Origin of the sequence: Streptococcus sanguinis SK355 (genome assembly GCF_000212855.1) — a bacterium.
In the GTDB taxonomy this organism is placed as follows: domain Bacteria; phylum Bacillota; class Bacilli; order Lactobacillales; family Streptococcaceae; genus Streptococcus; species Streptococcus sanguinis_A.
On sequence record NZ_GL890993.1, the window covers coordinates 1,296,795 to 1,317,214 of the forward strand.

The following is a 20,420-nucleotide window of genomic DNA, read 5'->3' on the forward strand; positions in this document are numbered from 1 at the left end:
AACTCAGTGATTTTGCTGAGTTTTCTTTCTGTTTTAAGGAGATTTTCATGCGAAAAAAGTTTCACAACAGCTATCTAGCTCATTTTTTACTTTTTAATTTTTTCTTTCTGGCCTACTCTCTTTTTTCGACCCTGATATCAGTCTATATGCAGGACTTAGGCTATTCTAATGCCCAAGTATCTCTAGTAGTGTCGTCTTCCTTCTTTGCCTCCATGTTGGCTCAGCCGATTTTTGGAGTTCTCAGCGATGCTTTGGGAATTAAAAAGATTTTCCTTTTTAGTTTTTTAGTCATGATGGTTGGGGCTGTCTTTTTTATGAAGGCAACTCAGCTCTGGCAGCTGTTAGTCTGGTATAGTCTGGTTCTCATGTTGATCAACGGGGTCAATCCAGTCATGGATGTTTTAGCGGCTCAAAGTCCTTATACTTATGGGAAGATTCGGATTTGGGGAACTATCGGCTATGCCTTAGGATCTCAGCTGGCAGGACTAATCTATCAAAGAGTCGCACCGCAGGCTATTTTCCCAGTCTTTATTGGTATGATGCTTATCAGCAGTCTAGGACTATTGGGAATCCAGCCCAAGCATGACCGAGCAGCCTTAGATAAAAAGGACATCCGCAAGCAGACAGGTCTGGGGAAACTCTTGACCAACAAAACCTATCTTTTTTACCTCCTTTTGGTCGTCCTTTACTCTGGGGTGGGGAATACTGGTCATACCTATATCCCGGCCATGCTACAGCATAGTGGCTTAGAGGTGGATAGGGCTTCGACTGTCGTTGCCTTATCAGTTCTGGTTGAAGCGCCTTTTATCTTTTATTCCTATCTCTTTATGGACAAGATTTCGATGAAGAAGCTTCTTTATATCTGTTTGGGAATCATCTTTCTCCAGTACAGTGTTTATGCCTTGGACCTAGGTTTGATTTCGAAAATCGGGATGACTCTCCTTTCCAAACACGTGACTGGCATGGTTTTGATTATGGTGACCCTGAAAATCGTAGCCAGTCTGGTTGATGAAAAATACCTGGTTACAGCCATTGCTCTGGTCCAGACAGCCCGCAGTCTAGGAACCATTCTCATTCAAAATCTGACCGGCCATTTTCTGGACAGTTGGGGTTACGAAGGAATGAACCTATTTCTAGTAGCAGTTATCTTTCTGGTCTGTCTGCTGGCCCTCTTTCTAAAATTACCAGAAGGAAAAAGAAATCAGTTATTTGGATAATGAGAAACGAGTCGGAGAGATGCTCTCTCGACTCGTTTTTTTATCTAGATAGTTTCTTTTTTCTTTTGCGAATATTTTAGTAAATGAGAGAAATTTTTAGAGGGGGGGCTAGGATATGTTTGTGGCGCGAAATCATAAGGGGCTTTTGTGTAATGCTCTGGAGGAGAAGATTGAGAAGGGAGCTGATTTCGTCTGCCCCGCTTGTTCAGGGGCAGTCCGTTTTAAAAAAGGGAAGGTTATGCAGCCGCATTTTGCGCATATTTCGCTAGAAGAGTGTCGTTTTTATAGGGAAAATGAGAGTGCTGAGCACCTCAACCTTAAGGCCGAGCTTTTTCGCTGGGCTGTCCAGACAGAAGAAGTTGAGGTGGAGACTTTTTTGCCTGCACTGCAGCAGATTGCTGATTTGCTAGTTGATAAAAGACTAGCGCTTGAAGTCCAGTGCAGTCCTCTAAGTATAGAACGGCTGCAGGAACGGACGCTTTCTTACCGCCAGCATGGCTATCAGGTTCTCTGGCTTTTGGGGCGAAAACTTTGGCTCAAGGATTCCCTAACCCGTCTGCAGAAGGATTTTCTCTATTTTAGTAAAAATATGGGCTTTCATCTCTGGGAGCTGGATCAAGAAAAGCGAGTTTTGCGTCTAAAATACCTGATTCACGAAGATCTGCATGGAAAAGTCCAGCACAAGACCAAGAACTTTCCCTTTGGTCACGGCCGGCTTTTGGATATTTTGCGTTTGCCCTTTCAAAAGCAGGAGATGAACAGCTTTCTGGCCCAGCAAGATCCGCAGATCTGCAATTATATCCGCCGTCAGCTTTATTACCAGCAGCCTAGATGGATGTGGCTGCAGGCCCAGCTCTACCAGAATGGCGATAATCTCTTGACTAAGACTGCAGAGGATTTCTATCCACAGATTCGCCCAATACAAGCTGCCTCCTTCTGTCAGATAACTACTGATTTGACTGGCTATTACCAGCAGTTTGAGAATTATTACGCCAATCTCCAGCAAAAAAATCTGCAAATTGTTTATTCACCGGCTTTTTATGAGATGACAAGAGAAAATTGCTAAGTATCGTTAGTTTCCCATTGATGAAGCCATAAACTTTTAGTTATCCTTTCAGTTTTAGAATATTTGAGAATCCTGTATAATATAATAAAGTAATAAGTTAGATAGTTAAAAATTCTAAATCGTGCTAATTCAGCTAGCTTTAGCAAAGATGAGAAACGAAAGGAACCACCATGAAGAAAATTTTTGTAATCTTTTTGAGTATCATCACGCTCAGTTCAGCTATGCTTCTAGGAGGGTGTAGCATGCTAAATAGTCGTTCAGAAAAAGAAGAAATGATTCAGATTGCGGAAAGTACAAAAATGAAGAAGGCGATTGAGAAAGAGTTGAGAGAACTGGATCCTAAAGCTCTGACACCAGAGGGGAAGATTAAAACGTATAAAATTGAAAAGAATAAATTAGATTTCAATCCGATGGGAGGATTAGACATCTATTTAATAATTAATGATAATAAGAAGTTTGAATTAGACATGACTTTTCAAGAAAATTCAACTACTGGCGAATACGAAGCGGGTGGTTATGGCATGTCTCCAGAATTTAACGAGCTAATTAGAGGAGAAAAGTAATACGCCTGATTATAAAAACCCTGTTGATGTTAAAGAATATGAAGATAAACAACTTGGTGGAACTTATTTATATGAGTATGGGAGTATGCATGTTGTAAAGAATATGATGTAAAAGGGAGGATTATTTAGGCACCGTCTCCCAAATTTATAAAAATATCAAGCGTGATGGAGAACGAGTTTTTGTCTTTACAACTCTTTATCCGTACTGGAGTACTTGAGACTTCTAAAAAAAGTATAACAATGATAAGATAAAACATTAATCCAAATCCATTTTCATTAGGACATCAGTTTGAGCAAAGGTAACAAACTAAAGGAGTCATCATGAAGAAATATTTTGTCATCTTTCTGACTATCATCACGATTAGTTCAGCTATGCTTCTAGGAAGCTGCAGCATTCTAAACAGTCGGTCAGAAAAAGAAGAAATGATTCAGATTGCAGAGAGTAAAAAGATGGAGAAAGCCTTGGAAAATTTTCTCAAAGGTTTAGATTCTAAAGCTTTGACACCAGAAGGAAAGATTAAATCCTATGAAATTCAAAAGGATCAGTTAGAATATAATCCAATGGGAGGGATAATGATTCAAATGTTTATTAACGGAGATAAGAATATAAGTTTAAGTGTAACAGTAGTAGAAGATTCAACTACTGGTAACTATGAAATTGCCACAAATTCAAGAAGTCCGAAACTTAGTGATCTATTGGTGAAATAGAATACATAGTCTCCGTGTCTCAAATTTACAACAGTATAAAAGATGATGGAGAACGATTTTTTGTCTTTACATCTCTTTATCCGTAGTGGCGCTCTTATAACGTTAAAAAAATAGTATAAAAATGATAATATCAAACATTAATCCAAATCCACTTTCCCATTTCGTTAAGGCATTAGCTTTAGTAAAGATAACAAGTTAAAGGAGCCACCATGAAGAAAGTTTTTGGAATATTTCTGACTATCATTACGCTAAGTTCAGCTATGTTTTTAGGAGGCTGCAGTATGTTAAACAGTCGTTCGGAAAAAGAAAAAATGATTCAGATTGCAGAAAGTAAAAAGATGAAGAGTGTTATTGAGGAAGGGCTGAAAAAGATTGACCCTCAAGCATTAACACTTGAAGGGAAAATTAAAAGTTATGAAATTGATAAGAAGTCACTAACTCAGAACCCAATGGGAGGATTAATGTTTGATTTAATCATTAATGGTGACGAAGAAGTAACACTAGGATATGTCATTACAGAGGATGAAAATGGGAAATTTCACAGGGATGGGACTGTGTGGTCACCGAAGCTTACAGAACTAATGGATGAAGAAAATGTAAATGGCAATGAAGAATAAGGTTTTTCTAGATAACTTCCTAACAATGATTGCGCTATTATGTTCTTTGGGAAAATAGTATAATAATCAATATAAAACATTAATCTAAATCTAGTTTCCCATTTTTGCTAAGGATCCAGCTTTAGCAAAGATGAGAAGTGAAAGGAGCCACCATGAAGAAAATTTTTGTCATTTTTCTGAGTATCATTATGCTAAGTTCGTCTATGTTTTTAGGAGGATGCAGTATGCTAAATAGTCGGTCAGAGAAAGAAAATGAAAATAGTCAAATGATTAAACTTGTAGAAAGTAAAGAGGCTGAAAAAGCATTTTATCATTGGTTCACTTATGTTGATCCTCAAGCATTTAAAAAAGAAGGCTTTATACAAAGTTATGAAATAGATAGAAACTCAATTTCAAAAAATCCAATGAGCGGGATAGATTTCGATATTATAATAAATGGAGATTCTGATTTTATTATTAGCTGCAATATAAATAAAAATAGTGATGGAGAGATAGAAAGCACTAGTGCCACTTATTCTGATAAGTTATCCCAAGCATTGGAAAGATAGGAGTTTGGCAAGGTATTAATAGATGATGGATAATTAAATGATAAGCAACATGTGGATATTGCATTAAGAGAATATCGTATTGATTCAAAAACTAAAGATGTGGTAATTGGGGAAGAGGGAAACGAAAGGAGTCATTATGAAGAAAATTTTTGTAATCTTTTTGAGTATCATCACGCTCAGTTCAGCTATGTTTTTAGGAGGGTGCAGTATGGTAAACAGTCGGTCAGAAAAAGAAGAAATGATTCAGATTGCGGAGAGTAAAAAATCTAAGAGATTGATTAAGCAAATGTTAAAGAAGAAAGATCCTGAAGCATTGACAGAAAAGGGAATAATCAAAAAATATACAATAAACGAAAAAAATCTTGAGTATAATCCCATGGGAGGTTTAATTGTTGAGCTTATAATCAACGATGATCCTGACTTGACAATTACAACAACATTAACGGAAGATTCTAATGGACAGATGGAGTATTCTGGATACGTAATTTCTGGTGAACTCGCAAAGAAATTGAGGGGAGAATGATATGACATATGATGAATCATTTAGTGATAAACAGAAAGTAAACATTGCCATATAAGAATATGAGATAAAACGTGTTAATTAAGAAGTTGAACTAAGTGACGAAACCTATGTTGGAACTGTTCCCCAAATTTACGACAATACAAATGGCAATGAAGAGCAATGATTGCGCTTTCATATTCTTGAGAAAAATAGTATAATAATCAATATAAAACATTAATCTAAAACTGGTTTCTCATTTTCGTTAAGGTATCAGCTTTAGCAAAGATGAGAAGTGAAAGGAGCCATCATGAAGAAAATTTTTGTAATATTTCTGAGTATCATTACGCTCAGTTCTGGCATGATTTTAGGAGGTTGTAGTATGGTAAACAGTCATTCAGAACAAGAAGAAATGATTCAGATTGCAGAGAGTAAAAAGATGAAGAAGGCGATTGAGAATGAGTTGAAAGCACTAGATCCTAAAGCTCTGACAGCAGAAGGGAAAATTAAATCTTATGAAATTCAAAAGGATAAGTTGGAGTACAATCCTATGGGAGGAATGTTGGTTTATGTGGTTCTCAATAATGACCATGAGTTAAATATGAATATGACGGTATTAGAAGAAAAGACGGGTGAATATAGAATAGCGAGTTATTTTGCATCTGATGAACTTGACGAACTTGTTGGAGGTGTATAAATGGATGGCTGCTTAAGTCCTATTGATGGCACAGGATATACTGATAGACAACATGTAGATATTGCTATGTTTGAATATGCCGAAGATATAACTGTTGGAAAAAAAGCTAAAGTTGGTGATGTTGGCTACAGAGGCACCGTCTCTCAAATTTACGACAATGTACATGGCAATGAAGAACAATATTTTATCTTTACAAATTTCTATCAATGATTGCGCTTTCGCATCCTTTGGAAAAATAGCATAATAATTAATATAAAAAGTTAATCTAAATCTAGTTTCCCATTTTTGTTAAGGCTCCAGCTTTAGCAAAGATGAGAAGTGAAAGGAGCTATCATGAAGAAAATATTTGTCATTTTTTCTGAGTATCATCACGCTCAGTTCAGCTATGTTTTTAGGAGGTTGTAGCATGCTAAAAAGTCAATCAGAAAAAGAAGAAATGATTCAGATTGCGGAGAGTCAGAAATCTAAAAAGTTAATTGAGGAAATGTTAAGGAAGAAAGATCCTGAAGCATTGACAGAAAAGGGGATAATAAAAAAATATACAATAAATGAAAAAAATCTCAAATATAATCCTATGGGCGGCTTAATCGTTGAACTTATAATCAATGATAATCCAGAACTAACGATTACCACAACATTGATGGAAGAGTCTGATGGGAAGCTAGAACATACAGGGTACGTAATTTCTGGTGAGCTTGCAAAGAAGTTGAGGGGAGAATGACATGACATATGATAAAGCATTTTATATTTATGAATCTTTGATGATTCCGTTTTTATATTCTTTGGGAAAATAGTATAATAATCAATATAAAACATGAATCCAAATCCATTTTCCCATTTTTTATAAAGCATCAGATTTAGCAAAGATGAGGAACGAAAGGAGCTGTCATGAAGAAATTTTTTGTCATTTTTCTGAGTATCATCACGATTAGTTCATCTATGCTTCTAGGAAGCTGCAGCTTGCTAAATAATCGGTCAGAAAAAGAAGAAATGATTCAGATTGCGGAGGGGAAGAAAGCGCAGAAAGCAATAGAAGAATTACTAAGACAGGAAGATTCTAAAGCATTGACTGAGGAGGGGATTATAAAAGAATATTCAATTAACAAAGATAAATTAGAGTATAATCCTATGGGGGGGGGTAATCGTTGAACTTATAATCAATGGTGATCCAGAATTAACTATTAAAACAACATTGATGGAAGAATATGAAAGGAAATTAGAGCATACAGGTTATGTAATATCTGGTGAGCTTGCAAAGAAGTTGAGGGGAGAATGACATGACATATGATAAAGCATTTTATATTTATGAATCTCCGATGATTCCGCTTTCATGTTCTCGATAAAAATAGTATAATAATCAATGTAAAACATTAATCTAAATCTAGTTTCCCATTTTTGCTAAGGCTCCAGCTTTAGCAAAGATGAGAAGTGAAAGGAGCTATCATGAAGAAAATAGTTATTATTTTTCTGAGTATTGTAACACTCAGTTCAGGCATGATTCTAGGAGGTTGTGGTATGTTAAACAGTCGGTCAGAAAAAGAAGAAATTCTTCAGATTTCAGAAAGTAAAAAGATGAAGAAAGCCTTGAAAATTCTTCTTAGGGAATTGGATCCCAAAGCTTTGACACCAGAAGGAAAGATTAAAACCTATGAAATTAAAAAGGAAATGTTAGAATATAATCCTATGGGAGGATTAAATGTATACATAACAATTAACGGGGACGAAAAACTATATATTAACATGACTGTTCAGGAAGAAGAAGCAGGTAATTATGAAGTAGTCAGTTATGGCGTTTCCCAGGAATTAAGTCAGTTAATTGGAGAATAATATGGCTAATAATAAGAACTACACAGATCAACAAAATGTTGAGGCTGCTATGGTGGAATATAGACCTTTAAAAGTAGGAGAAAACCACTCAATTAAAGGCGAAAATGGATATATCGGTAATGTCTCCCAAATTTACGACAATGTAAACGGCCATGAAGAACAAGTATTTGTATTTACAAATAATGGTAAAGGCCCTGAGCAATCTCCAGTTCCCTACTCAGCTTCGGATGCTGAGCGTGCTCAGGTGCAGGATGTGACAGTCATGATGCAGGGCTCTCAGACCAAGACGCACACTCCTAAGTTAATCCACGATACTGTTACGGATTGGCTGCCTACAGACTTTGTGACGGCATCTCACCGTCTGGGACCTGTAGGTGCAGTAGAATATGCTACCCCTTTTGTTTATCGTCATTCAAAAAATATTATTACTCAAAAAAGCCGAGAAGAACTAGATAAGGCAGATCGAGACGTAAGTAATAAGATAGGAAATGTAGTCGGAATCTTTAATAAAGATGCTGGTCAAGCTGTGAAGCAGAGCCTTAATTCTCTCAATAAAAATCCCTTTAATGAGCTGAGGAAGAATGTTATATCAAATCTTGCAGGTGTTTCTGGCGGAACTTTCACGACAGGAATTGCTGCACCGAATATTTTGGTAGCTGCTAGTTATCTCAAAAAGACACAAGAGTTTCCTCCGGCTCAGTTTAAGGATGCGGCTAAGCATCTTAAGGAAACCATTCGTAAGTACCCTAATGCCAAGATTGATCTTTACGGACACTCTTTGGGTTCTATGGATATCCAGTATGCTCTATCCACCCTGACAGAGGAGGAGATGCGCCATATTGGCACAGTCCATATCTACAATGGCCCTAATATCTATCCTCTCTTGCCCAAGGAACAGCAGGCACGACTGGATAGCGCTAAGTATAAGATTTTTAATCATATCGACCATAAGGATATCGTCAGCTTAGGCTACAGCTTATCTGGCAGTGAAAATGCTGCTGGTATTGTACGCCATATTGCGACTGTCGAAAAAGAAATCGGCGATCAGCATATGATGGAGGGCTATATCTACGATAAAAATAAAAATTTTGTGCTTATGGATGGGACGGGTAAGACGACTATCAAGGATACCATCAAAGCAAATATGATTCCTTACCAGAATATGAAGAAGTATCTGTCTAAGGGGGGATTTAGCAGTAATGAAAAGATTTATCTGGATAGTTTTCAAGCCCAGGCAACTGTTCAAAATTTAGTAAATGTAACCAAACTAGGCTATGACACGTTGCAGCAGGCTAGAGATCAGGTTGTTAGCGAAGCGGAAAAGCTAGCAGAGCAGTTGGGAAAGGTTCCTCAGGGCTTCAGTCTTAGTCCAGATGAGGTGACTGCAGCCTATCAGGCTGGAGGTGCAGATTATCAATCATTGGTCGGATCTTTACAAGAGCACTTTGAAAGTCGATTGTCTAAATTTCAGATGCTTCTAACTATCTTTGAAGTTTTGCAAGGTCAGATTGAAGCTGGAATTGAGCAGCTGCTGGCTAAAGATCAGACATTAGCAGGAGATTTTGAGCAATGGAACCAAATCAATCAATGAAGCAGGATATAGCTAAAAAAGAAAAAGAGTTGGAGGAGCTTTACTCAGAACTTCAGCGGGAACGCTTGAAGATTGATAAAGAACGAGATGTCATCCTATCTAAGAAAAAAGCTTTTTCCGACATGCTACAAGAAGAGTATGAAATGGCGACTGCTATTTTGCGGAAACAAGAAAGGGACACTAGTATCGAATGGCAGGCTCTAAATCAGTATATAGAATCCTATGATATATTGGCGGAAGAGGCTAGCAGCGAGGAACTGAAAAATCTTGATCTAAAAGATGAGAAAGTTTTGGAAACATTCTCTAAGCAGAGACGCCGTTTAGAATGGGAAATTGAAGATAGCTATTCTCATCTTCGTGATTCTAAATAAATCTGCTGTTTAGAGTAGAGGAAAGGAAAAAGTCTATGTTTATATCAGAAATAGCTTCAACACCAGTAAAAAGTTACTTTTCACCATCTAAAACATCTGATTTGGCAGAAATTAGAAAAGCAATAGAAAAGCAAATTATAACGAATGTTCTAGCTCCTCTTTTGTTAGCTCAAAAAAGCAGTCTTCAAAGCAATTATGATACTCTTTTTACCGATGTCGCAAAGACTGTTCAGGAGAGCGTGAAAGTAGCTGCAGATCAGATAGATAGCTCGATGAAAGGGCAATTTTCTAAAAAAGTTGTAAGCGTTATAGACAACAGCAGTACGAAATTTGAAGAAATTTAGCAATGAACTCTTTGGAATCTAATTTTTGTTTGGTCAGGAATTAGAATCAAAGAGTTTTTTTAAAACTAAGTCAGTCTGCATAGCTACTAAGAGATTTTGGTACTTGAGTTTTATAAAAAGTGGAATTTTGTGATAGAATAGGGGAGTCGGAGGATTTTTTTATGGCAAAACAAAGAAATGAAATTGAAGAAAAATATACTTGGGATTTGAGCACCATTTTCCCAACAGATGAAGCCTTTGAAGTTGAGCTGGCGCAGGTTTCAGAAGAAGTGAAGAAAGCAGCTAGTCTGGCTGGACATTTGCTAGATTCAGCAGACAGTCTTTTGACAACGACAGAAATCCAGTTAGACTTGATGCGTCGTATTGAAAAGCTTTATTCTTATGCTCACATGAAGAATGACCAGGATACACGTGTGGCCAAGTACCAAGAGTATCAGGCTAAAGGCATGACTCTTTACAGTGATTTTGGTCAAAGCTTTGCCTTCTACGAGCCCGAATTTATGGCGATTACAGAAGAACAATACCAAGCTTTCTTAGCTGAGCAGCCAGCCCTGCAGCTGTATCAGCATTATTTTGACAAGCTTTTGAAAAAGAAAGCTCACATCCTGACACAGCGTGAAGAAGAACTATTGGCTGGTGCTGGTGAAATCTTTGGGGCAGCGGGCGAAACCTTTGCTATCTTGGATAATGCAGATATTGTCTTTCCGATGGTGCATGATGAAGATGGAAATGAAGTTCAGCTCAGCCACGGTAACTATATTACTTTGGTCGAGTCTAAAAATCGAGAAGTCCGTAAGGAAGCTTACGAGACTCTCTACAGCGTATACGAGCAGTATCAGCATACCTACGCTAAGACTCTGCAGACCAATGTCAAGGTCCACAACTACAATGCGAAAGTCCGCAAGTTTTCATCTGCCCGTGAAGCGTCTTTATCAGCGGACTTTATTCCAGAAAGTGTCTATGACAGCTTAGTTTCAGCTGTCAATAAGCATTTGCCTCTTTTGCAGCGTTATATTGCTTTACGAGCGAAGATTTTAGGCATTTCTGACTTGAAGATGTATGATATGTACACACCTTTGTCAGAGACAGACTACAAGTTCACTTATGAGGAAGCCTTGGCTAAGTCTGAGGAAGTTCTGGCTATTCTGGGTGAGGATTATTTGAGCCGAGTCAAGACAGCTTTTTCAGAGCGTTGGATTGATGTTCATGAAAATCAAGGCAAGCGATCAGGGGCATATTCAGGCGGTTCTTACGATACCAATGCCTTTATGTTGCTCAACTGGCAGGACACGCTGGATAATCTCTTTACCTTAGTGCACGAGACGGGTCACAGTATGCACTCCAGCTATACTCGTGAGACCCAGCCTTATGTCTATGGAGACTATTCTATCTTCCTAGCTGAGATTGCTTCGACGACCAATGAAAATATCTTGACAGAAAAGCTCTTGGAAGAAGTAGAAGACGACGCTACCCGCTTTGCTATCCTCAATCACTTCTTGGATGGCTTCCGAGGTACAGTCTTCCGTCAAACCCAGTTTGCTGAGTTTGAGCATGCTATCCACAAGGCTGACCAAGAAGGTCAAGTTTTGACCAGTGAGTTTCTCAATGAGCTCTATGCTGATTTAAACGAGAAATACTATGGATTGAAAAAAGAAGACAATCCGCAGATTCAGTACGAATGGGCTCGGATTCCTCATTTCTACTACGATTACTATGTTTTCCAATATTCGACAGGATTTTCAGCTGCTTCTGCCTTGGCCGAAAAGATTGTCCATGGTAGTCAGGAAGACAAGGACAAGTATTTGGACTATCTGAAAGCTGGGAACTCTGACTATCCACTCAATGTCATCAAAAAAGCAGGTGTGGATATGGAAAAAGAAGACTACCTAAATGCTGCTTTTGCTGTCTTTGAGCGTCGTCTGGATGAATTTGAAGCCTTGGTAGAAAAGTTGGGACTGGCATAAAATGGTCGAGACTTATAATCAAAACTCTAATCCCAATATGCGCCGGCCAGTGGTCAAAGAAGAAATTGTAGACTTTATGAGACAGCGTCTCCAGCCAGTTACTGGTGGACTCAAGGCTCTGGAAGATTTTGCCAAAGCTGAAAATGTACCTGTGATTCCCCATGAGACAGTGGCATATTTCCGCTTGCTTCTTGAAAGTCTGCAGCCAGAGAAGATTTTAGAAATCGGTACTGCTATTGGCTTTTCTGCCCTTTTGATGGCGGAACATGCGCCTCAGGCTCAGATTACGACTATTGATCGCAATCCAGAGATGATTGAGCTGGCCAAGGCTAATTTTGCTAAGTATGACAGCCGTCAGCAAATCACCTTGCTGGAAGGCGATGCAATGGATCTGCTTGAGACATTAGAGGATTCCTACGACCTGGTCTTTATGGACTCTGCCAAGTCCAAGTATGTAGTCTTTCTGCCTCAGGTCCTCAAGCGCCTCAATCCTGGTAGTCTGGTTCTCATTGATGATGTCTTTCAAGGTGGCGATGTTGCCAAGCCTTTTGAGGAAATTAAGCGTGGCCAGCGAGCTATTTACCGAGGACTGCACAGCCTGTTTGACGCAACATTGGACAATCCAGATTTGACTGCGAGTCTGCTTCCCTTGGGAGATGGTCTGCTTATGATTAGAAAAAAATGACATCTCTGATTTTTTCCTAATTTCCAAAAATTTTTAGTAAAATTTAAGATATCAATTCAAATTTGTGCTACAATAGAAAACGTGAACTTTTAAGAATAAGGAGTCAATATAAAATGAAGAAAAAAATATTTGCAGGAGCTGTGACACTCTTGTCAGTCGCTGTATTAGCAGCATGTTCTAACTCAGAAGGCAAGGACATCGTGACCATGAAAGGAAACACGATTACTGTCAATGAATTCTACGATCAAGTGAAAAACAATGGTGCAGCTCAGCAGGTCTTGCTGCAGATGGCTATCAAAGACATCTTTGAAGAAAAATACGGCAAAGATGTAAAAGACAAGGATGTTAAGGATGCTTTCGAAAAGTCTAAAACTGCTTACGGTACAGCTTTTGCCCAAGTCTTGGCTCAAAATGGATTGACCGAAGATGCCTACAAGGAACAAATCCGTACCAATATGCTGGTAGAGTATGCCGTTAAGAAGGCTGCTGAAAAAGAGCTGACTGACGAAAACTACAAGGCTGCCTTTGAAAACTACACGCCAGAAGTAACAGCTCAAATCATCAAGGTTGCCAGCGAAGACAAAGGTAAGGAAGTTCTTGAAAAAGCTAAAGCAGAAGGAGCAGACTTCAGTCAAATCGCTAAGGAAAACTCTACCGATGCTGCCACTAAGGAAAAAGGCGGAGAAATCAAGTTTGACTCTGGCTCTACTGATGTTCCAGATGCTGTCAAAAAAGCTGCTTTTGCTTTGGAAGAAAATGGCGTTTCAGACCTTGTGACTGTACCAGATTCACAGTATTCAGCAAGCTACTATATTGTTAAGCTAGTCAAGAAGTCAGAGAAATCTTCTAACTGGAAAGACTACAAAGATAAGCTGAAAAAGATTATCATTGCGCAAAAAGAAAAAGATACTAGCTTTATCCAAAGTGTTGTAGCTAAAGAGCTGAAAGATGCCAACATCAAGGTTAAGGACAGTGCTTTCCAATCTGTCTTTGCTCAGTATATTGAAACGACAGGCTCTTCAACTTCTTCATCAAGTGCTGCCAGCAGCTCAAAGACTTCTGAGTCCAGCTCAGCAGCCGAAAGCAGTTCGGCAGAAGCTTCATCATCAGCCGCAGAATAAGGTTGACGAAAAGACAATAAGCAAGTATAATAAGACTGGTGAGAATTGATTTTTCAAGTTCTTAGTTCAGAGAATTGGCGGTGCTGCGAGCCATCTGAGGCGGAGAATCATGCTACTCATCTAGCAAAATAGAATACGAAATGAGAATGACAAGTTCATTGAATGAAGGTGGTACCGCGGTTTTTCGCCCTTCGGACAAGGAACTTGTCTTTTATGTTGACTCTGGAGGTAACATAATGAAAACCTATCTTGTCAAACAGAAATTTCGCTTAGGCGGCGAACGCTTTGATATCAAGGACGATCGAGGAAATGTGGATTACCAAGTGGAGGGCTCTTTCTTCCAGATTCCTAAGACCTTTACTATCTATGATAGTCAGGGGCAAATCGTCAGTCAGATTACCAAGACCGTTCTAACCTTCCTGCCCCAGTTTGAAATCAAACTCAGCAGCGGGCATAGCTTTTATATTCGTCAAAAATTCACTATTTTGCGTGATAAGTATAAATTTGATAATTTGGGGCTACGGGTTGAAGGGAACATCTGGGATTTAAACTTTCGTCTGCTGGATGACAGCAATCAAGTCGTTGCAGAGATTACCAAGGAGCTCTTCCATCTAACCTCTACTTATCAGGTTCATATCTATGAAGAGTCTTATTCAGATTTGGTGATTTCCCTCTGTGTCGCTATTGATTATGTCGAAATGCTGGAAAGTTCGTCATCATAATGCAATTTTTTAGAAAAAATTTAAGGAGAAAAAACAAATGAAACAAATGTCAAGTGCTCAGGTTCGTCAAATGTGGCTGGATTTTTGGGCAACTAAAGGTCATGCAGTAGAACCATCTGTCAGCTTGGTGCCGGTCAACGATCCAACCTTGCTCTGGATTAACTCTGGTGTAGCAACTCTCAAGAAATATTTTGATGGAACCATCATTCCAGAAAATCCTCGGATTACCAATGCGCAAAAGGCCATTCGGACCAACGATATTGAAAATGTTGGAAAGACTGCCCGCCACCATACCATGTTTGAAATGCTGGGCAATTTCTCTATCGGCGATTATTTCCGTGATGAAGCGATTGAGTGGGCTTATGAGCTTTTGACTAGTCCTGAATGGTTTGATTTTCCCAAAGACAAGCTCTACATGACTTACTATCCAGATGACAAGGACTCTTACAACCGCTGGATTGCTATGGGCGTTGAGCCTAGTCATTTGATTCCGATCGAGGACAACTTCTGGGAAATCGGTGCGGGACCTTCTGGACCAGATACAGAGATTTTCTTTGACCGAGGTGAGGCTTTTGATCCAGAAAATATCGGGGTTCGTCTCTTAGAAGAAGATATTGAAAATGACCGATATATCGAAATCTGGAATATTGTCTTGTCACAATTCAATGCTGACCCTGCTGTACCGCGTAGCGAGTACAAGGAATTGCCACATAAGAACATTGATACGGGCGCAGGTTTGGAGCGTTTGGTCGCTGTTATCCAAGGTGCTAAGACTAACTTCGAGACCGACCTCTTCATGCCAATCATTCGTGAAGTAGAGAAGCTGTCTGGCAAGGTCTATGACCAAGATGGCGACAATATGAGTTTCAAGGTTATCGCAGACCATATCCGCTCGCTCTCCTTTGCCATTGGTGATGGCGCTCTTCCTGGAAATGAAGGCCGCGGCTATGTCCTTCGTCGTTTGCTTCGTCGTGCTTCAATGCATGGCCAAAAGTTGGGTATCAATGAGCCTTTCCTTTACAAACTTGTACCAACTGTGGGCAAGATTATGGAAAGCTACTATCCAGAAGTTCTTGAAAAGAAAGACTTTATTGAAAAGATTATCAAGAGTGAGGAAGAATCTTTTGCTCGTACTCTGCACTCTGGTCAACACTTTGCCCAAGGCATCGTAGCAGATCTGAAAGAAAAAGGTCAAACAGTCATTTCTGGTCAAGATGCCTTCAAACTCTACGATACTTACGGTTTCCCGCTGGAGTTGACTGAGGAAATTGCTGAAGAAGCAGGCATGACTGTAGATCGTGCTGGCTTTGAAGCGGCTATGAAAGAGCAGCAAGATCGGGCACGTGCTTCTGTTGTCAAGGGCGGATCAATGGGCATGCAAAATGAAACCCTGCAGGCTATCACCGTAGAGAGTGTCTTTAACTACGAAAAAGAAGAGCTGACAGCTGAACTTCTTGCTATTGTAGCGGATGATGCAGCAGTGGAGTCTGTTGAGACAGGCATGGCTGCCCTCATCTTTGCAGAAACACCATTCTATGCTGAAATGGGTGGTCAGGTGGCCGACCACGGTCAAATCTTTGATGGAGCAGGCAATCTGGTAGCGCAAGTTACGGATGTGCAAAAAGCACCAAATGGTCAGCCACTGCATACTGTAGAAGTTTTGGCTCCTCTGGCTCTGGGTCAAAGCTATAAACTGGAAATTGACCACAGTCGTCGCCATCGTGTGATGAAAAACCACACGGCGACTCACCTCTTGCATGCAGCCCTGCATAATGTTCTTGGTAACCATGCAACCCAAGCAGGCTCTCTGAACGAAGTAGAATTCCTGCGCTTTGACTTTACGCATTTCCAAGCGGTGACAGCAGAAGAGCTGCGTGCTATCGAGCAAGAAGTCAATGAGAAAATCTGGGAAGCTCTTGCCATTGAGACAGTAGAGACAGATATTGACACAGCTAAGGAAATGGGTGCCATGGCGCTCTTTGGCGAAAAGTATGGTAAAGAAGTTCGTGTCGTAACCATCGGTGACTACTCTGTGGAACTCTGTGGTGGTACCCATGTTGCCAACACTTCTGAAATCGGCATTTTCAAGATTGTCAAAGAAGAAGGTATCGGATCTGGAACTCGCCGTATCTTGGCAGTCACCAGCAAGGAAGCTTTTGAAGCCTACCGTGAGGAAGAAGAGGCGCTTAAGGCTATTGCAGCGACCCTCAAGGCACCGCAAATCAAGGAAGTGCCTCACAAGGTTGAAGCACTGCAGGAGCAGCTGCGTCAACTCCAAAAAGAGAATGCAGAGCTAAAGGAAAAGGCAGCAGCAGCGGCCTCTGGTGAAGTCTTCAAGAATGTTCAAGAGGCAAATGGACATAGCTTTATCGCTAGTCAGGTCTCTGTGTCTGATGCAGGTGCCCTGCGTACCTTTGCGGACACATGGAAGCAGAAGGACTATTCAGATGTTCTCATACTGGTCGCAGCAATTGGAGACAAAGTCAACGTCCTTGCAGCCAGCAAGACCAAGGAGGTCCATGCTGGTAATCTGATTAAGGAATTGGCGCCGATTGTAGATGGTCGAGGCGGCGGTAAGCCAGACATGGCTATGGCCGGCGGCAGCAAGCAATCAGCTATTCCAGACTTGCTAGCAGCAGTTGCTGAGAAGTTGTAATGTTAGATAAACGATAGATAAAAAGGTCTGCTCTTTGGGCAGACCTTTTTCTGTGCCCTTAGCTCTCTTACTTCTCTGTATGAAAAGTCAATAGGCCGCTTTTCGGCAAGAAATTATGAATTGTTTTAGAATAAATAATGATATTTTCAAAAATATTGCATAAAAATACAGAAAATACTTGACAAAGGGAAAATATACGAGTAAAATAAAACGCATATTTATACGGAGGTTTTTTAAAAATATGCGTATTTCGATTGTAGGAATTACTGGTTACTCAGGAATGGAACTCCTCCGTATTTTACTGCAACATCCGCAGGCGGAAGTCGTTTCCCTTCATGCCAGCCAAGATATGGAGTCTCCTGTGTCAGAGCTTTATCCTCATTTGAAGGGGATTTGCGACCTGAAAATAGAAGCTTTTGACAGTCAGGAAATTATGCGACGAGCAGAACTTGTTTTCTTTGCAACGTCAAGCGGAGTGGCTAAAGATTTGTCAAAAGATTTTGTGGAAGCAGGATTTCCGGTTATTGACCTTTCTGGTGATCATCGTTTACCAGGGAATATTTATAAAAAATGGTATCAGAAAGAGCCAGCAGAAGACTATGTTCAAAAAGCGTTTATTTATGGGCTGTCTGAGTTTACAGATGTCAAAGGGAAGCGATTTATTGCTAATCCCGGCTGTTATGCGACAGCTACAGAGTTGGCCTTGATTCCCTTGCTGAAGGCTCAGGCTATTGAGCTGGACTCCATTATTGTTGATGCCAAGAGTGGCTTGACAGGGGCGGGGAAAAATCCAGCTGCATCTAGCCATTTTGTTCATGTGCACGATAACTATGTGACTTACAAGTTAAATCAGCATCAGCATATTCCTGAGATTGTGCAGCAGTTGCAGCGTTTTGATGAGGGATTGCAGCAGATTCAGTTTTCAACTTCCCTCATTCCGCTCAATCGTGGCATCGTGGCGACGGTTTACAGCAAGTTGAAAGAACCTTTGACTCGGGAAGAACTGGCTGCTATTTACCAAGAATGCTATCAGGGCAAGCCATTTGTCCGTATCCAAGCTGCTCTGCCGAATCTGCACCAGGTTGTCGGTACTAATTATACAGATATTGGTTTTGACTATAATCCTGTGACAAATATTTTAACTGTAGTGGCTGTGCTGGATAACCTGATCAAAGGGGCTGCTGGTCAGGCGGTTCAAAATATGAATCTGATGCTGGGCTTTCCTGAAACAGATGGTCTGCTCAGTCAACCGTCCTATGTCTAGATGAGAAAGGGTTAGATATGAAGATTATTGATGGAACGATTGCCAGTCCGCTAGGCTTTTCGGCTGACGGTTTACACGCTGGCTTTAAGAAAAAGAAGTTGGATTTTGGCTGGATTGTCTCAGAAGTACCAGCCAGTGTGGCTGGAGTCTACACAACTAATAAGGTCATTGCTGCTCCGCTTCTAGTGACCAAAGCATCGATCCAAAAGAGCCAGAAATTGCAGGCTATAGTGGTTAATTCTGGTATTGCCAATTCCTGTACAGGCCAGCAGGGGTTGGACGCTGCCTATGATATGCAGCGATTGGCTGCTCAAAAGCTGAAGATTGATCCCGACTTGGTAGGTCTGGCTTCTACAGGAGTCATCGGTGAGCAGCTTCCAATAGATGCTCTGAAAAATGGTCTGTCACAGATTCTAGTGAGTGGCAAGGCAGAAGATTTTGCTGAGGCTATCTTAACAACGGATACTTGCACCAAGACCTGTATAGTCACAGAAGAGTTTGGCTCAGAGCTGGTGACTATGGCAGGGGTGGCTAAGGGATCGGGCATGATTCATCCGAATATGGCGACCATGCTGGCCTTTATCACCTGTGACGCTAATATTTCAAGTGCTACCCTGCAAGCGGCTCTCAGTCAGCATGTGGAGACGACTTTCAACCAAATCACGGTGGATGGAGATACATCGACCAATGACATGGTGCTAGTCATGGCTAACGGCTGCCGACAAAATGAAGAAATTCTGCCAGATACGGAAGAATTTGAAAAGTTTTCCAAGATGCTCCGCTATCTTATGGCTGACTTGGCTAAGAAAATTGCCAAGGATGGAGAGGGAGCAACCAAGCTGATTGAGGTCAATGTTCGGCATGCCAAGGATGAACAGAGCGGCCGTATGATTGCTAAGAGTGTCGTTGGCTCTAGCTTGGTCAAAACAGCTATTTTTGGTCAAGATCCCAATTGGGGCCGAATCTTAGCAGCTATCGGCTATGCGGGAGCAGATGTCTCGGTTGATGACATTGATATTTGGATTGAGGGGATTCCAGTTATGCAGGCTTCTAGTCCTGTGGCTTTTGACCCCGAGGAGACTAGTGATGCCATGGCTGGGGAGCTGCTGACCTTGACCATTGACCTGCACGATGGGGAAGCTGAGGCTCAGGCCTGGGGCTGCGATCTATCCTATGATTATGTGAAAATCAATGCCCTCTATAGAACCTAAGGAGAAATGCAATGAAAGATGTGATTGTTATAAAAATTGGTGGCGTTGCTGCGCAAAAGCTGTCTACTAAGTTTATCAAGCAAATGCAAGCGTGGATAGCAGCTGGTAAGAAAATCGTGGTTGTTCACGGGGGCGGTCTGGTCATTAATCAACTCATGAAAGAGCGGCAGCTGCCTACTCGCAAGGTTAAGGGGTTGCGTGTGACAGCTAAGTCTGACTTGCCTATCATTGAGCAGGCCTTGCTAGGTCAAGTCGGCCGAACGCTGACACAAGAACTGAACGACTCAGATATTGAAAGCCTTCAGCTGGTTTCACATTTGGGAAAGACAGTTTCGGCAGATTTTATCGATAAAGACCTCTATGGCTATGTCGGTCTGGTGAAGGCGATTCAAACTGCTTATCTAGAGAAGCTGCTGGATGCGGACATAGTCCCGGTGCTGGCTTCGTTAGGAGAAAATGCAGCTGGCGATCTCTTAAATATCAATGCAGACTATCTAGCTGCGGCAGTTGCTAGCAGCTTGCAGGCAGAGAAGCTAATCCTGATGACAGATATAGAAGGGGTTCTAGAGGACAAAAAGGTCCTGCCCCAGCTTCTGACCAGTCAGGTTTCCAAGAAGATTCAGACAGGTGTCATCAAGGGTGGGATGATTCCCAAGATTGAGAGCGCTGTTCAGACTGTGCTTTCCGGTGTCGGGCAGGTTCTGATTGGTGACAATCTTTTGACGGGCACCTTGATAGCAGAGGGATAA

General features: G+C 40.7%; 21 protein-coding genes and 2 pseudogenes. All 23 read left to right on the plus strand.

Features of this window, described 5'->3' with window-relative positions; all coding sequences use genetic code 11:
* The first annotated feature begins 47 nt into the window (after positions 1 to 47).
* The 23 genes and pseudogenes from HMPREF9389_RS04930 to argB all read left to right on the plus strand — a co-directional run bounded on the left by HMPREF9389_RS04930 (position 48) and on the right by argB (position 20,420).
* Entirely contained in the window at positions 48 to 1,217 is a 1,170-nt protein-coding gene (locus tag HMPREF9389_RS04930) for an MFS transporter (RefSeq protein ID WP_002929816.1), read from the plus strand.
* 115 nt (positions 1,218 to 1,332) lie between these two features.
* Entirely contained in the window at positions 1,333 to 2,283 is a 951-nt protein-coding gene (locus HMPREF9389_RS04925) for a competence protein CoiA (protein WP_002929818.1), read from the plus strand.
* Between the two features lie 170 nt (positions 2,284 to 2,453).
* Positions 2,454 to 2,846: a DUF1310 family protein gene (locus HMPREF9389_RS04920; RefSeq protein WP_002929821.1), complete on the plus strand. Its 393-nt coding sequence runs from the start codon at positions 2,454 to 2,456 to the stop codon at positions 2,844 to 2,846.
* 321 nt (positions 2,847 to 3,167) lie between these two features.
* Entirely contained in the window at positions 3,168 to 3,554 is a 387-nt protein-coding gene (locus HMPREF9389_RS04915) for a DUF1310 family protein (protein ID WP_002929825.1), read from the plus strand.
* Between the two features lie 209 nt (positions 3,555 to 3,763).
* The gene (locus tag HMPREF9389_RS04910) at positions 3,764 to 4,171 is read left to right on the plus strand and encodes a DUF1310 family protein (protein WP_002929827.1); all 408 of its coding nucleotides are present in this window, start codon (positions 3,764 to 3,766) and stop codon (positions 4,169 to 4,171) included.
* A gap of 137 nt (positions 4,172 to 4,308) precedes the next feature.
* Entirely contained in the window at positions 4,309 to 4,719 is a 411-nt protein-coding gene (locus HMPREF9389_RS04905) for a DUF1310 family protein (RefSeq protein ID WP_080560765.1), read from the plus strand.
* A gap of 136 nt (positions 4,720 to 4,855) precedes the next feature.
* Positions 4,856 to 5,242 carry a DUF1310 family protein gene (locus tag HMPREF9389_RS04900; RefSeq protein ID WP_032906448.1) on the plus strand — a complete coding sequence of 129 codons (387 nt, stop codon included), beginning with the start codon at positions 4,856 to 4,858 and terminating at the stop codon, positions 5,240 to 5,242.
* Positions 5,243 to 5,528: 286 nt separating this feature from the next.
* Complete coding sequence (locus HMPREF9389_RS04895; RefSeq protein ID WP_002929835.1) at positions 5,529 to 5,915, plus strand: DUF1310 family protein; 387 nt, start codon at positions 5,529 to 5,531, stop codon at positions 5,913 to 5,915.
* On the plus strand, positions 5,916 to 6,125 hold the full coding sequence (locus tag HMPREF9389_RS04890; protein ID WP_002929836.1) for a hypothetical protein: 210 nt from the start codon (positions 5,916 to 5,918) through the stop codon (positions 6,123 to 6,125). It begins immediately after the preceding gene.
* Positions 6,126 to 6,248: 123 nt separating this feature from the next.
* A pseudogene (locus tag HMPREF9389_RS04885) lies at positions 6,249 to 6,636 on the plus strand (DUF1310 family protein).
* Positions 6,637 to 6,803: 167 nt separating this feature from the next.
* Positions 6,804 to 7,191: pseudogene (locus tag HMPREF9389_RS0111290) on the plus strand (DUF1310 family protein).
* Positions 7,192 to 7,358: 167 nt separating this feature from the next.
* Positions 7,359 to 7,742 (plus strand): DUF1310 family protein, encoded by a 384-nt coding sequence (locus tag HMPREF9389_RS04880; protein ID WP_002902670.1) that lies wholly within the window; start codon positions 7,359 to 7,361, stop codon positions 7,740 to 7,742.
* Between the two features lies 1 nt (position 7,743).
* Positions 7,744 to 9,333, plus strand: a complete 1,590-nt coding sequence (locus HMPREF9389_RS04875; RefSeq protein WP_002929840.1) for a hypothetical protein — start codon at positions 7,744 to 7,746, stop codon at positions 9,331 to 9,333.
* Positions 9,330 to 9,704, plus strand: a complete 375-nt coding sequence (locus HMPREF9389_RS04870; RefSeq protein WP_002929841.1) for a hypothetical protein — start codon at positions 9,330 to 9,332, stop codon at positions 9,702 to 9,704. Before HMPREF9389_RS04875 ends, HMPREF9389_RS04870 begins: the two co-directional genes overlap by 4 nt.
* Before the next feature lie 35 nt (positions 9,705 to 9,739).
* Positions 9,740 to 10,048, plus strand: coding sequence for a hypothetical protein (locus HMPREF9389_RS04865; protein ID WP_002929842.1), 309 nt, complete (start codon positions 9,740 to 9,742; stop codon positions 10,046 to 10,048).
* A gap of 161 nt (positions 10,049 to 10,209) precedes the next feature.
* Positions 10,210 to 12,012 carry an oligoendopeptidase F gene (pepF, locus tag HMPREF9389_RS04860; protein WP_032906451.1) on the plus strand — a complete coding sequence of 601 codons (1,803 nt, stop codon included), beginning with the start codon at positions 10,210 to 10,212 and terminating at the stop codon, positions 12,010 to 12,012.
* Position 12,013: 1 nt separating this feature from the next.
* Positions 12,014 to 12,697 (plus strand): O-methyltransferase, encoded by a 684-nt coding sequence (locus HMPREF9389_RS04855; protein ID WP_002929848.1) that lies wholly within the window; start codon positions 12,014 to 12,016, stop codon positions 12,695 to 12,697.
* Positions 12,698 to 12,810: 113 nt separating this feature from the next.
* Positions 12,811 to 13,818 carry a peptidylprolyl isomerase PrsA gene (gene prsA / locus HMPREF9389_RS04850; RefSeq protein ID WP_002929849.1) on the plus strand — a complete coding sequence of 336 codons (1,008 nt, stop codon included), beginning with the start codon at positions 12,811 to 12,813 and terminating at the stop codon, positions 13,816 to 13,818.
* Positions 13,819 to 13,958: 140 nt separating this feature from the next.
* Complete coding sequence (locus tag HMPREF9389_RS04845) at positions 13,959 to 14,540, plus strand: LURP-one-related/scramblase family protein (protein ID WP_173361645.1); 582 nt, start codon at positions 13,959 to 13,961, stop codon at positions 14,538 to 14,540.
* Between the two features lie 37 nt (positions 14,541 to 14,577).
* Positions 14,578 to 17,196, plus strand: a complete 2,619-nt coding sequence (alaS, locus tag HMPREF9389_RS04840; protein ID WP_002929853.1) for an alanine--tRNA ligase — start codon at positions 14,578 to 14,580, stop codon at positions 17,194 to 17,196.
* A gap of 241 nt (positions 17,197 to 17,437) precedes the next feature.
* Positions 17,438 to 18,460 (plus strand): N-acetyl-gamma-glutamyl-phosphate reductase, encoded by a 1,023-nt coding sequence (gene argC, locus HMPREF9389_RS04835; RefSeq protein ID WP_002929854.1) that lies wholly within the window; start codon positions 17,438 to 17,440, stop codon positions 18,458 to 18,460.
* A 17-nt stretch (positions 18,461 to 18,477) separates the two neighbouring features.
* Positions 18,478 to 19,671 (plus strand): bifunctional glutamate N-acetyltransferase/amino-acid acetyltransferase ArgJ, encoded by a 1,194-nt coding sequence (gene argJ / locus HMPREF9389_RS04830; protein ID WP_002929858.1) that lies wholly within the window; start codon positions 18,478 to 18,480, stop codon positions 19,669 to 19,671.
* Positions 19,672 to 19,682: 11 nt separating this feature from the next.
* On the plus strand, positions 19,683 to 20,420 hold the full coding sequence (argB, locus tag HMPREF9389_RS04825; RefSeq protein ID WP_002929860.1) for an acetylglutamate kinase: 738 nt from the start codon (positions 19,683 to 19,685) through the stop codon (positions 20,418 to 20,420).

What these genes read in the sequence shown, in the direction of transcription:
- HMPREF9389_RS04845 (WP_173361645.1), top strand. Translation starts at nt 13,959, where the DNA reads ATGAGAATGACAAGTTCATTGAATGAAGGTGGTACCGCGGTTTTTCGC.
- HMPREF9389_RS04920 (WP_002929821.1), top strand. Translation starts at nt 2,454, where the DNA reads ATGAAGAAAATTTTTGTAATCTTTTTGAGTATCATCACGCTCAGTTCA.
- HMPREF9389_RS04870 (WP_002929841.1), top strand. Translation starts at nt 9,330, where the DNA reads ATGAAGCAGGATATAGCTAAAAAAGAAAAAGAGTTGGAGGAGCTTTAC.
- HMPREF9389_RS04855 (WP_002929848.1), top strand. Translation starts at nt 12,014, where the DNA reads ATGGTCGAGACTTATAATCAAAACTCTAATCCCAATATGCGCCGGCCA.
- HMPREF9389_RS04880 (WP_002902670.1), top strand. Translation starts at nt 7,359, where the DNA reads ATGAAGAAAATAGTTATTATTTTTCTGAGTATTGTAACACTCAGTTCA.
- argJ (WP_002929858.1), top strand. Translation starts at nt 18,478, where the DNA reads ATGAAGATTATTGATGGAACGATTGCCAGTCCGCTAGGCTTTTCGGCT.
- HMPREF9389_RS04925 (WP_002929818.1), top strand. Translation starts at nt 1,333, where the DNA reads ATGTTTGTGGCGCGAAATCATAAGGGGCTTTTGTGTAATGCTCTGGAG.
- HMPREF9389_RS04930 (WP_002929816.1), top strand. Translation starts at nt 48, where the DNA reads ATGCGAAAAAAGTTTCACAACAGCTATCTAGCTCATTTTTTACTTTTT.
- prsA (WP_002929849.1), top strand. Translation starts at nt 12,811, where the DNA reads ATGAAGAAAAAAATATTTGCAGGAGCTGTGACACTCTTGTCAGTCGCT.
- HMPREF9389_RS04910 (WP_002929827.1), top strand. Translation starts at nt 3,764, where the DNA reads ATGAAGAAAGTTTTTGGAATATTTCTGACTATCATTACGCTAAGTTCA.
- argB (WP_002929860.1), top strand. Translation starts at nt 19,683, where the DNA reads ATGAAAGATGTGATTGTTATAAAAATTGGTGGCGTTGCTGCGCAAAAG.
- HMPREF9389_RS04915 (WP_002929825.1), top strand. Translation starts at nt 3,168, where the DNA reads ATGAAGAAATATTTTGTCATCTTTCTGACTATCATCACGATTAGTTCA.
- HMPREF9389_RS04865 (WP_002929842.1), top strand. Translation starts at nt 9,740, where the DNA reads ATGTTTATATCAGAAATAGCTTCAACACCAGTAAAAAGTTACTTTTCA.
- argC (WP_002929854.1), top strand. Translation starts at nt 17,438, where the DNA reads ATGCGTATTTCGATTGTAGGAATTACTGGTTACTCAGGAATGGAACTC.
- pepF (WP_032906451.1), top strand. Translation starts at nt 10,210, where the DNA reads ATGGCAAAACAAAGAAATGAAATTGAAGAAAAATATACTTGGGATTTG.
- HMPREF9389_RS04895 (WP_002929835.1), top strand. Translation starts at nt 5,529, where the DNA reads ATGAAGAAAATTTTTGTAATATTTCTGAGTATCATTACGCTCAGTTCT.
- HMPREF9389_RS04875 (WP_002929840.1), top strand. Translation starts at nt 7,744, where the DNA reads ATGGCTAATAATAAGAACTACACAGATCAACAAAATGTTGAGGCTGCT.
- HMPREF9389_RS04900 (WP_032906448.1), top strand. Translation starts at nt 4,856, where the DNA reads ATGAAGAAAATTTTTGTAATCTTTTTGAGTATCATCACGCTCAGTTCA.
- alaS (WP_002929853.1), top strand. Translation starts at nt 14,578, where the DNA reads ATGAAACAAATGTCAAGTGCTCAGGTTCGTCAAATGTGGCTGGATTTT.
- HMPREF9389_RS04890 (WP_002929836.1), top strand. Translation starts at nt 5,916, where the DNA reads ATGGATGGCTGCTTAAGTCCTATTGATGGCACAGGATATACTGATAGA.